This window comes from Pseudomonas fluorescens, assembly GCF_003732425.1.
GTDB classification, from domain to species: domain Bacteria; phylum Pseudomonadota; class Gammaproteobacteria; order Pseudomonadales; family Pseudomonadaceae; genus Aquipseudomonas; species Aquipseudomonas fluorescens_BE.
This window is the reverse complement of the sequence record NZ_MOBX01000002.1, coordinates 15,743-27,758: the sequence shown is the minus strand read 5'-3', so window position 1 is coordinate 27,758 and position 12,016 is coordinate 15,743. Positions and strand designations below refer to the sequence as shown.

The window sequence follows — 12,016 nt, the reverse complement described above, 5'->3', positions numbered from 1 at the left end:
ATTTGTAGTAAAACTACACGCCGCCGGAACAACCTATCGGCAATCCAAGAATTTTAAATCGTCTGCCCACAAGGCCAGTCGCAAACTCAGGCAACCGATTCTGGAAGCCTTTCCGCCCTGGAGCAAGCCATGCAAGACCTCGATCCCGTCGAAACCCAGGAATGGCTGGACGCCCTGGAATCGGTTCTCGACAAAGAAGGCGAAGACCGTGCTCACTATCTGATGACCCGTATGGGCGAACTCGCGACCCGCAGCGGCTCGCAGCTCCCTTACGCCATCACCACGCCTTACCGCAACACCATCCCGGTAACCCACGAAGCACGCATGCCTGGCGACCTGTTCATGGAACGCCGCATTCGCTCGCTGGTACGCTGGAACGCGATGGCCATGGTAATGCGTACGAACCTGAAAGATTCTGACCTGGGTGGTCACATCTCCAGCTTCGCTTCCAGTGCGACCCTGTATGACATCGGCTTCAACTACTTCTTCCAGGCCCCGACCGACGAACACGGCGGCGACCTGATCTACTTCCAGGGCCACACCTCGCCAGGCGTTTACGCCCGCGCGTTCATGGAAGGCCGCATCACCGAAGACCAGATGAACAACTTCCGCCAGGAAGTCGACGGTCAGGGCCTGTCGTCCTACCCGCACCCTTGGCTGATGCCTGACTTCTGGCAGTTCCCGACCGTATCCATGGGTCTGGGTCCGATCCAGGCGATCTACCAGGCACGCTTCATGAAGTACCTGGAGCACCGCGGTTTCATCCAGCCGGGCAAACAGAAAGTCTGGTGCTTCCTGGGCGACGGCGAGTGTGACGAGCCGGAATCCCTGGGCGCAATCTCCCTGGCCGGCCGCGAGAAGCTGGACAACCTGATCTTCGTCATCAACTGCAACCTGCAGCGCCTCGACGGCCCGGTTCGCGGCAACGGCAAGATCATCCAGGAACTCGAAGGCGTGTTCCGCGGTGCTCAGTGGAACGTGACCAAAGTCATCTGGGGCCGTTTCTGGGACCCGTTGCTGGCCAAAGACGTCGACGGCATCCTGCAACGTCGCATGGACGAAGTCATCGACGGCGAGTACCAGAACTACAAAGCCAAAGACGGCGCGTTCGTGCGTGAGCACTTCTTCAACACGCCAGAACTCAAGGCAATGGTTGCTGATCTGTCCGACGACGAGATCTGGAAACTCAACCGTGGCGGCCACGACCCGTACAAGGTCTACGCGGCGTACCACGAAGCGGTCAACCACAAAGAACAACCAACCGTCATCCTCGCCAAGACCATCAAAGGTTATGGCACCGGTGCCGGCGAAGCGAAGAACACCGCGCACAACACCAAGAAAGTCGACGTCGACAGCCTGAAGTTGTTCCGCGATCGTTTCGACATTCCGGTCAAGGACGAAGAGCTGGAGAACCTGCCGTTCTTCAAGCCAGAGCCGAACAGTGCCGAAGCCCGCTACCTCAGCGAGCGTCGTGCTGCCCTGGGCGGTTTCGTACCTCAGCGTCGCGCGCAGAGCTTCAGCGTGCCGACCCCGGATCTGGACACCCTCAAAGCCATCCTCGATGGTTCGGGCGACCGTGAAATTTCCACCACCATGGCCTTCGTGCGGATCCTCGCGCAACTGGTCAAGGACAAGGAAATCGGCCCGCGCATCGTTCCGATCATCCCGGACGAAGCCCGTACCTTTGGTATGGAAGGCATGTTCCGTCAGTTGGGCATCTACTCGTCCGTCGGCCAGCTCTACGAGCCAGTCGATAAAGACCAGGTGATGTTCTACAAGGAAGACCAGAAAGGTCAGATCCTTGAAGAAGGCATCAACGAAGCAGGCGCCATGAGCTCGTTCATCGCTGCCGGTACTTCGTACTCCAGCCACAACCAGCCGATGCTGCCGTTCTACATCTTCTACTCGATGTTCGGTTTCCAGCGTATCGGTGACCTGGCCTGGGCCGCCGGCGACAGCCGTACCCGTGGCTTCCTGATCGGCGGCACCGCCGGCCGGACCACCCTGAACGGTGAAGGCCTGCAACACGAAGACGGTCACAGCCACCTGCTGGCCGCGACCATCCCGAACTGCCGCACCTACGATCCAACCTACGGCTACGAGCTGGCGGTGATCATTCAGGACGGCATGAAGAAGATGACCGAAGAGCAACAGGACATCTTCTATTACATCACCGTGATGAACGAGTCGTACCAGCAGCCAGCCATGCCGGCCGGTGCCGAAGAAGGCATCAAGAAAGGCATGTACCTGCTCGAAGAAGACACCCGCGATGCGGCGCACCACGTCCAGCTGATGGGCTCCGGCACCATCCTGCGTGAAGTCCGTGAAGCGGCGAAGATTCTGCGTGAAGAGTTCAACGTCGGCGCTGACGTCTGGAGCGTTACCAGCTTCAACGAACTGCGTCGCGACGGCCTCGCTGTAGAGCGCAGCAACCGTCTGAAGCCTGGCCAGAAGCCTAAGCTGAGCTACGTCGAAGAGTGCCTGAACGGCCGTAAAGGTCCGGTCATCGCATCGACCGACTACATGAAGCTGTTCGCCGAGCAGATCCGTCAGTGGGTACCGTCCAAGGAATTCAAAGTCCTGGGCACCGACGGTTTCGGCCGCAGCGACAGCCGCAAGAAACTGCGTCATTTCTTCGAAGTCGACCGTCATTTCGTGGTGTTGGCAGCCCTGGAAGCACTGGCTGACCGTGGTGATATCGAACCTAAAGTCGTGGCTGAGGCCATCGTCAAGTTCGGCATCGACCCGGAAAAACGCAACCCACTGGACTGCTGAGGAGACATTTTGTGAGCGAACTCATTCGCGTACCTGACATCGGCAGCGGTGAAGGTGAAGTAATTGAACTGTTTGTGAAGGTCGGCGACCGTATCGAAGCCGACCAGAGCATCCTGACCCTGGAATCGGACAAGGCCAGCATGGAAGTGCCGGCCCCGAAAGCCGGCGTCATCAAGAGCCTGAAAGTAAAGCTGGGCGACCGTCTGAAAGAAGGCGACGAACTGCTTGAGCTGGAAGTCGAGGGCGCTGCTGAAGCGGCCCCTGCCCCTGCTGCTGCACCGGCTGCAAAAGCTGAAGCCAAACCGGCTGCCGCTCCTGCCGCCGCCGCGCCAGCCGCTGCCCCTGCTGCCGCTTCGGTTCAGCAAGTGCACGTGCCGGACATCGGTTCTTCGGGCAAAGCGCAGATCATCGAGATCCAGGTCAAAGTCGGCGACACGGTCGAAGCTGATCAATCTTTGATCACCCTCGAATCCGACAAGGCGAGCATGGAAATCCCGTCGCCTGCCGCTGGCGTGGTCAAGGCCATCAGCGTCAAGCTCAACGACGAAGTCGGCACTGGCGACCTGATTCTGGATCTGGAAGTGGCGGGTGCTGCGGCCCCTGCGGCTGCCGCTCCGGCTCAGGCTGCTGCACCGGCCGCTGCCGCTGCGCCGGCTCCGGCAGCCGCGCCAGCCGCTCCGGTTGCTGACAGCGTTCAGGATATCCACGTTCCGGACATCGGTTCGGCGGGCAAAGCCAAGATCATCGAAGTGTTGGTCAAGGCGGGCGATACCGTTGAAGCCGACCAGTCGCTGATCACTCTGGAATCCGACAAGGCGAGCATGGAAATCCCGTCGCCTGCCGCTGGCGTGGTGGAAAGCGTTTCCATCAAGCTGGACGACGAAGTCGGTACCGGCGACCTGATCCTCAAGCTGAAAGTCAAAGGCGCGGCCCCTGCTGCTGCCCCGGCTCCAGCTGCCGCCGCTGCTGCTCCGAGCGCTCCGGCACCTGCCGCTGCTGCTCCGGCTGCCGCTGCACCTGCTGCCGCTCCAGCCGCCGCACCGGCCAAGCCGGGCGCGAAAGTTCACGCCGGCCCAGCCGTGCGTCAACTGGCCCGTGAGTTCGGCGTCGAGCTGAACGCTGTCGGCGCCAGCGGCCCGCACGGTCGTATCCTCAAAGAAGACGTGCAGGTTTACGTCAAAGCGATGATGCAGAAGGCCAAGGAAGCACCGGCCGCTGCTGCTGGCGCAACCGGTGGCGCGGGCATCCCGCCGATTCCGGTCGTCGATTTCAGCCGTTTCGGCGAAATCGAAGAAGTGCCGATGACTCGTCTGATGCAGATCGGCGCGTCGAGCCTGCACCGCAGCTGGCTGAACATCCCGCACGTGACTCAGTTCGATTCGGCTGATATCACCGAGCTGGAAGCCTTCCGCGTTGCACAGAAAGCCGTCGCAGAGAAGGCCGGCGTCAAGCTGACCATCCTGCCGCTGCTGCTCAAGTCCTGCGCGCACATGCTCAAGGAGCTGCCGGACTTCAACAGTTCGCTGGCACCAAGCGGCAAGGCGATCATCCGCAAGAAATACGTGAACATCGGCTTCGCCGTCGACACCCCGGATGGCCTGCTGGTACCGGTCATCAAGAACGTCGACCAGAAGAGCCTGTTGCAACTGGCAGCCGAAGCCGCTGCGCTGGCCGCCAAAGCCCGCGACAAGAAGCTCACCGCTGACGACATGCAAGGCGCCTGCTTCACCATTTCCAGCCTCGGCCACATTGGCGGCACCGGCTTCACGCCGATCGTCAACGCGCCGGAGGTGGCGATCCTCGGTGTTTCCAAGGCAACCATCCAGCCAGTCTGGGACGGCAAAGCCTTCCAGCCGAAACTGATGCTGCCGCTGTCGTTGTCCTACGATCACCGTGTGATCAACGGCGCCGCTGCCGCACGCTTCACCCAGCGTCTGGGCAGCCTGCTGGCGGACATCCGCACGATCCTGCTGTAACTCGATCGGCCCTCCGGCAACGGAGGGCCGATTGCTGCACCCTTTCGAGCGCCACACGCTCGTACCTCAACCCCGTCAGTTTGGCGGGGCTTTTTTTGCCTGAAGAAACACCCCTCTCGTCTTTTTCCCACACGTCGCGCTGACATCGGCCACAACCCTGGTCGACTTGGCACCGATCTTTTTTATTCGATACGCAACTAACCTAGGCGCAACCAACTCAACTAAGAAAACTTAGTAGAACTCTGTTAATTCAAGTTAATTCGAATGGATTCGACATGTTAAAAGCAACTATCGGACCGATTGTCGGCCACGTTACAACTCATCATGCACGCATCTTCATGCGCGGCGATCGCCTGAAAAACTCACGAGTGTTTGCCGGAGTACGCTATCGCGTTTCTGGCACACAACAATGGCCCAAAGGTAACTTCGCGCATCTGAGCGAATTACGCGATATGTCACATGTGTTCGCCCTCAACAACTTGAGTGCCGACACTGAATATGAATATCAGGCCGGCTGGTTCAGCCCGATGAATCCGGTGCATACGCCGGACAGCGTTGCCGAGTTGCCGCTGCAGTGGCCGCGAGAGATCTACCGACTGCGCACCCGCTCCAGCAAACCCCTGCAACCCAAAGCCTATATTGTCGGCTCGTGCCGCTACCTGCGCATGACCGCCGGCATCGCCTCCCTGCCGCAACTGGGTGACCGGATCTTTGCGTCCATCAATCAAGTGATCGAAGGTATACAACCACCGATCAGCGCGGTATTGATGACCGGCGATCAAATTTATGTGGACGATTTGAACCTGATCGCACCGGATCGCGAATACAAAGACATCCTCAACAAATACCGCGCCGCGTTTTCCCAACCGAACATTCAACGCTTAATGTCCGGCACTTCGACTTACATGATTCTTGATGATCATGAAATCGAAGATAACTGGCCCGCCAATGCCAGCAAGTCCGACGGCGACTTATACCGTAACGCCATGGCCGCCTATGAGTTGTATCAGGCCAGTCATAGTCCGGCACATCCTCTGACAACTAACGGCGAAATAGATCACTCGACACTTGAGCATTACTGGTATCAATTCAGCGACGGCGATATTGAATGGTTTGTCACTGACAGTCGCACACGCCGCAACTTGTCTGCCGATGACCGACGCATCCTCGACGAAGCGCAAGAACAGGCCTTGCTCAAATGGCTGAGCCATAGCAAAGCCCGGGTCAAGTTTGTGGTCACCAGCGTGATGTTCTACCCCGATCGCAAATTCCACGGCGATGATGCCTGGAAGGCCTTTCCCGAGCAGCGCCTGCGCCTGCTGGAAACCATCCGCACCCGACGGATCAAGAATGTCGTGTTCATCTCCGGAGACGTGCATGGCTCGCTGACCGCTCGTTTGACGCACAGCGAAGACCCGGACTTCGAAGTCCACACGGTGGTGTCCTCACCGCTGTGCAACAGCAAACTGCTGCCGTATGCCAAAGCGTCCACATTCATGCTCGATCAGCCGCTGATGCGCACGGCGGCGGGTGATTATCGGCATGAACTGACCAGCGCGGTGGTGAGTGAAGACAATTTCGCCCATGTGGTGGTCGAGGCTGATCAGATTTTGGTCAATTACCATGATCGGGATGGGAAACGGCTGCAGTCGATTGGCCTGAAATTGCGTTGAATGCTGAAAAGATCGCAGCCTGCGCCAGCGCCTGCAAGGGACGCATCCCCCTGTAGGCGCTGGCGCAGGCCGCGATCTTTTGCTCTTTTCTGACAGGCGCTGGAGAAATGCCCGACGCGGCCGACATATTCTTATAGCACTTGGCCTTCATGTCTCTTGTCAGTCGGTGCCGCAATGATGCAACCTTGCCGCAGGCAACAGTAAAGAGGGCGAGAGCCCGGCGCGTTCAGCATATTTCCAAGCGAGTTCCCTTCATGAAGAGCCAACCCGATGCCGCCAGCCGTATGGCGGCCGAGGTAGTGACGCAGTTGCCTGTGCCCTCGCGGCTCGGCATGCTGCGTTTCGAGCGCTTGAATGAAGCCAGTTGGGCCATGCTGTTTCTAGATCCCAACTGTGAACGCCAGTTCGGTCAGCCTGCTGTAGAGCTTTGTGCCTTGGTCGGCTCACCCTACGCCAGCCTGATGGAACCGGAAGCGCGTTATCAACTGCACGACGCGATCCAGCAACAACTGACCGTCAGCCCGCATTATCTGGTGCGCTACACCCTGCACACGGCAGCGGGTGCGCTGAGCATCCTGGAGCTGGGCGAAGCCTACAAACAACACAACCGTCATCTGCTGCGCGGCTATCTGCTGGCGGTCGATCAGGTCTTCGACGAAGCGCCACCCGCCCCCTCCGTTGACCTCGAAACCCAGAACTCGCGCCTGCAAATCGCCCTTGAGCTCAATCAGCGCGCCCAGCAGGAGCAACTGCAGCACCTTGAGCGAGTGCGCGCCCAACAGGATCTGATCCTGTTGTTGGCCCGCCAGCGCTACAGCAGCCACAACTCGCTGCAGGAAGCCGCCGAACTGATCACCCGCTGCGCCTGCGATATCTATCAAACCGACTGCGCCAGCCTGTGGAACCTTGAAGGCCAGCGTCTGCTGCCGATCTCTGCGTACCACCGCGCGACCCAGAAATACATCCTCCCGGACGTGATCGACATCAGCGGCTTTCCGGATTACATGGATGCCTTGCACGGCAGTCGCGCCATCGATGCGCACAACGCGATTCGCGACCCACGCACCCGGGAGATGGCTGAGGCCCTGCGCCCGCGCGACGTCAACGCCATGCTCGATGCCAGTATTCGCGTCGACGGCCAGGTGGTCGGCGTGCTCTGTCTGGAGCAGACCGGCGCCACCCGCGCCTGGCTGTCCGATGAAATCGCTTTTGCCGGCGAGCTGGCCGATCAATTCGCGCAAGTCATCAACAACCACAACCGTCGTACCGCCACCAGCGCCCTGCATCTGTTCCAGCGTGCGGTCGAGCAAAGCGCCAACGCGTTTTTGCTGGTCAATTGCGACGGCGTGGTCGAATACGTCAACCCGAGCTTCACCGCGATCACCCAGTACACCACCGAAGAAGTCCACGGCCAGCGCCTGTCCGAGCTGCCAGCCCTGGAAAACCTCAGTGAACTGCTGTTCGACGCGCCCTCGGCGCTGGCCAAGAGCAACAGTTGGCAGGGCGAATTCAAGAGCCGGCGGAAAAACCTCGAACCGTACTGGGGCCAGTTGTCGATCTCCAAGGTCTACGGCGACAACCGCGAACTGACGCACTACATCGGCATCTACGAAGACATCACCCAGACCAAACTGGCGCAGCAGCGCATCGAGCGACTGGCCTACACCGACAACCTGACCAACCTCGGCAACCGGCCGGCGTTTATCCGCAATCTGGACGAACGCTTCGCCCGCGACAGCGACACGCCGATCAGCCTGCTGCTGGTGGACATCGACAACTTCAAGCGGATCAACGACAGCCTCGGTCACCAGACCGGCGACAAACTGCTGATCAGTCTGGCCCGGCGCCTGCGCAACAGCCTCAGCCCGAGCGGCAGCCTCGCGCGGTTCGCCAGTAACGAGTTTGCGGTGTTACTCGACGACACCGACCTTGCCACCGGTCAGCAGATCGCCAACCAGTTGCTGGCCACCCTCGACAAGCCGATGTTCGTCGACAACCAGTTGATCAGCGTGACCGGTTCGGTCGGCCTGGCCTGCGCGCCGCTGCACGGTCGCGATCCGCAAACGCTGATGCGTAACGCCGGTCTGGCGCTGCACAAAGCCAAGGCCAACGGCAAACATCAGGTGCAAGTCTTCACCGAAGCACTGAACGCCGAGGCCAGTTACAAACTGTTCGTCGAGAACAACCTGCGCCGCGCCCTGACCCAGAACGAGCTGGACGTGTTCTACCAGCCCAAGCTGTGCCTGCGCAGCGGTCGTCTGCTGGGCATGGAAGCACTGCTGCGCTGGAATCACCCGGAGCGCGGCATGATCCGCCCGGACCAGTTCATCAGCGTCGCCGAAGAAACCGGCCTGATCATTCCGATCGGCAAGTGGATCGCCCGCCAGGCCTGCCGCATGAGCAAGGCGCTGACCGCCGCCGGCCTGGGTAATCTGCAGGTGGCGATCAACCTCTCGCCGAAACAGTTCTCCGACCCGGATCTGGTCGCCTCCATCGCCAACATCCTCAAGGAAGAAGCGCTGCCGGCCAATCTGCTCGAACTGGAACTGACCGAAGGCCTGCTGCTGGAAGCCACCGAAGACACCCACTTGCAGCTCGATCAACTCAAGCGTCTCGGGCTGACGCTGGCCATGGACGACTTCGGTACCGGCTACTCGTCGCTGAGCTATCTGAAGAAATTCCCGATCGACATCATCAAGATCGATCGCAGCTTCATCCACGAAATCCCCGACAACCAGGACGACATGGAAATCACCTCGGCGGTGATCGCCATGGCGCACAACCTGAAACTCAAGGTTGTGGCCGAAGGCATCGAAACTGCCGAGCAACTGGCATTCCTGCGTCGACACCGTTGCGACGTCGGCCAGGGCTACCTGTTCGACCGGCCGATCCCGGGCAACGAACTGATCCAGGCACTCAAACGCTACCCGCGCGGCCCGCTCTGCCTCTAAATCCCATCTGTCGAAGCCCCCCTCTGTGGGAGCGAGCCTGCTCGCGAAGGCGTTATAGCCGTCGACATCATCGTCGCCTGACACACCGCTTTCGCGAGCAGGTCGAATCGTCGCACCGTCGCCCCCACATTTGAATAGTGCGAAACCGGGCATCATTGGGCACACTGGCGGTCTGACTTTTTACATCCAACCTGACTGAGAGGAACGATCATGGTTCTGCGCTCGGAAATTCTGGTGAACAAAAACGTGCTCCCGACCAAAGAACAAGCTCTGCCCGGCCGCGAAACCGCGATGACCCTGCCTGAAAAGCACTTCGTCTTCGAAGAAACCCCACTGCTTGGCCCGTTTTTCCAGGACGTCGACTTTGCGATTTTCGGTCTGGGTTGCTTCTGGGGCGCCGAGCGCCGCTTCTGGCAGCGTGAAGGCGTGGTCAGCACGGTCGTGGGTTATGCCGGCGGTTTCACGCCGAACCCGACCTACGAAGAAGTCTGCTCGGGCCTGACCGGCCACGCGGAAGTGGTGCTGGTGGTGTATGACAAGGCCAAAGTCAGCTACGAAGAGCTGCTGGCAATGTTCTGGGAGCTGCACAACCCGACGCAGGGCATGCGTCAGGGCAACGACATCGGCACGCAGTACCGCTCGGTGATCTACGCGACCTCGCCGGAACATCTGGATGCGGCGCTGAAGAGTAAAGCGGTGTATCAGGCTGAACTGTCGAAAGCAGGTCTGGGCGAAATCAGCACCGAGATCGAACAGGCGCCGACCGTGTACTTCGCCGAGGCGTATCACCAGCAGTATCTGGCGAAGAACCCTGAAGGCTATTGCGGGATTGGCGGCACCGGCGTGTGCATGCCACCGAGCCTGGCAGGCAATTAAATCCTCAAAGCAAAAGATCGCAGCCTTCGGCAGCTCCTACAGGAGATCAGTGATTGTCCGCACATAGGTGGACGACGCCGAACCGTGTAGGAGCTGCCGCAGGCTGCGATCTTTTGATCTTGCCGTTGATCAGCTCTCGGCAATCAGCCAATCCATCTGCCAGCCACCCTGGGTCTGCCCCAGTTTCTTCGACAACCACGGCAGCAGCTCCCGCAATTCTTCCTCCAGCCCCCACGGCGGATTGGCAATCGCCATGCCCGAACCGTTCAGGCTGTTCGGCGTATCCAGCGGATGCACCAGCAGTTCCACGCGCAACAACTTCGGCGCACCGGTGCCGGCCAGATCCTGATAGAACCGACGCAACGCACGCTGATCCTTTACCGGATACCAGATCGCCGCCACGGTCTGGCGCATGCGGCCAATCGCCTCTTTCAACGACGCCGCGCAACGCTGCATCTCGTCGAGCTGTTCGAACGGCGGATCAATCAGCATCACTGCACGCTTCTCCTGCACCGGCAACATCGCCCGCGCCACGTGCCAGCCCTCGCCCAGATGCACTTTTACCCGACGATCGCCGGCCATGTTGTCCTTGAGCAGCACGCCGTCTTCCGGGTGCTTCTCGTTGAGCATCACCCGATCCTGCGGGCGGGTCAGACGCCGCGCCAGCTCCGGCGAACCCGGGTAATAGCGCAACTGGCCGTCCGGGTTCATCTCGTGCAGCACCTTCATGTAGTCGGCGGTCAGCGCCGGCAGGTCCGGCTGATCCCACAAGCGCGCGATGCCTTCCAGGTATTCGCCGGTACGGTTGGCCTGATCACCCTGCAAGTCATACAGACCGATGCCGGCGTGCGTGTCGAGATAGGCAAACGGCTGCTCCTTGCGCGACATCAGGGCGATGAGGCGGGTCAAGGTCAGGTGTTTGAACACATCGGCGTGATTGCCGGCATGGAAGGCGTGACGATAATTCATGGCTGCTCCTGCGAAGGGCGCAAAGTTTACCTTTTACCGGGCGGCAAGTCAGGGGTTCGCAGCCGAGCGGGCCTCAACGTCAAAAGATCGCAGCCTTCGGCAGCTCCTACAGGGGATTCTATGTAGGAGCTGCCGAAGGCTGCGATCTTTTGATCTTGCTCCTGAAAATTCAGGAAGGCATCGCGCGCAACCGCTTGCCGATGACATCGAGTACATCACACCCATCACGTAATGGAATCACGCAGAGCTGGGCGAAGTCGCTGAGGATCATTGAGTCGCACTCGATCGAGCCGCGCATGCACAGGTTTTCCAGCACTTGGACGACGGTGCGGATGCGGTGGTTGGCTGCGTCCATCAGGATGTCGGAGGGGACGTGGGTGTCGATGAACAAGGTAGGCATGTCGCTGCAATTGCCGGTGAGGGCCATGAAGCGATTGTCGGGATGGGGGATGATTTTTTCGTAGGGTGGATCGGGATGCAAAGTCGTCATTTTGTTATCTCCATGATTGATGAACGTTGAGCAGCCAACGCACCTTCCTACAGGTTTGGGTGGCAGCTGTGCGCAAGAGTAGGAACCGAGCAATCATGGACCTCGGTCACGCCGAAGCGTGTCCCGCGCACAGCCGCCGCGAACGATTTTACGGACTTGAATCAAGTGCCGTAAAAAGCCAACGAACTGTAACGCCATGAAAGCGAGGGTTCCTACACCCTGTCACCACTCTCGCAGTGACAACGAAAAGACTATCCCTGCAACCCACCGCCCACCAGTTCATGAAAACCGCCGCAACTCGAAGGA

At 59.7% G+C, this 12,016-nt stretch carries 7 protein-coding genes; 5 read left to right on the top strand and 2 right to left on the bottom strand.

Features of this window, described 5'->3' with window-relative positions; translation table 11 throughout:
* Positions 1 to 129: 129 nt before the first annotated feature.
* The 5 genes from aceE (at position 130) to msrA (ending at position 10,251) form a co-directional block, all read left to right on the top strand.
* Positions 130 to 2,775 (top strand): pyruvate dehydrogenase (acetyl-transferring), homodimeric type, encoded by a 2,646-nt coding sequence (gene aceE / locus BK670_RS01645; protein WP_123448340.1) that lies wholly within the window; start codon positions 130 to 132, stop codon positions 2,773 to 2,775.
* Between the two features lie 11 nt (positions 2,776 to 2,786).
* Positions 2,787 to 4,751 (top strand): dihydrolipoyllysine-residue acetyltransferase, encoded by a 1,965-nt coding sequence (gene aceF / locus BK670_RS01640; RefSeq protein WP_102899482.1) that lies wholly within the window; start codon positions 2,787 to 2,789, stop codon positions 4,749 to 4,751.
* A gap of 275 nt (positions 4,752 to 5,026) precedes the next feature.
* Positions 5,027 to 6,424, top strand: a complete 1,398-nt coding sequence (locus BK670_RS01635; RefSeq protein ID WP_123448339.1) for an alkaline phosphatase D family protein — start codon at positions 5,027 to 5,029, stop codon at positions 6,422 to 6,424.
* A 254-nt stretch (positions 6,425 to 6,678) separates the two neighbouring features.
* Positions 6,679 to 9,375, top strand: coding sequence for a putative bifunctional diguanylate cyclase/phosphodiesterase (locus BK670_RS01630; protein WP_123448338.1), 2,697 nt, complete (start codon positions 6,679 to 6,681; stop codon positions 9,373 to 9,375).
* 210 nt (positions 9,376 to 9,585) lie between these two features.
* Positions 9,586 to 10,251: a peptide-methionine (S)-S-oxide reductase MsrA gene (gene msrA, locus BK670_RS01620; RefSeq protein ID WP_123448336.1), complete on the top strand. Its 666-nt coding sequence runs from the start codon at positions 9,586 to 9,588 to the stop codon at positions 10,249 to 10,251.
* Positions 10,252 to 10,380: 129 nt separating this feature from the next.
* Here the strand turns inward: msrA and BK670_RS01615 are convergent, their stop codons facing one another.
* Positions 10,381 to 11,220 carry a 23S rRNA (adenine(2030)-N(6))-methyltransferase RlmJ gene (locus tag BK670_RS01615; protein WP_007915674.1) on the bottom strand — a complete coding sequence of 280 codons (840 nt, stop codon included), beginning with the start codon at positions 11,218 to 11,220 and terminating at the stop codon, positions 10,381 to 10,383.
* A 169-nt stretch (positions 11,221 to 11,389) separates the two neighbouring features.
* Positions 11,390 to 11,710 carry a hypothetical protein gene (locus BK670_RS01610; RefSeq protein ID WP_123448335.1) on the bottom strand — a complete coding sequence of 107 codons (321 nt, stop codon included), beginning with the start codon at positions 11,708 to 11,710 and terminating at the stop codon, positions 11,390 to 11,392.
* Positions 11,711 to 12,016: the final 306 nt, after the last annotated feature.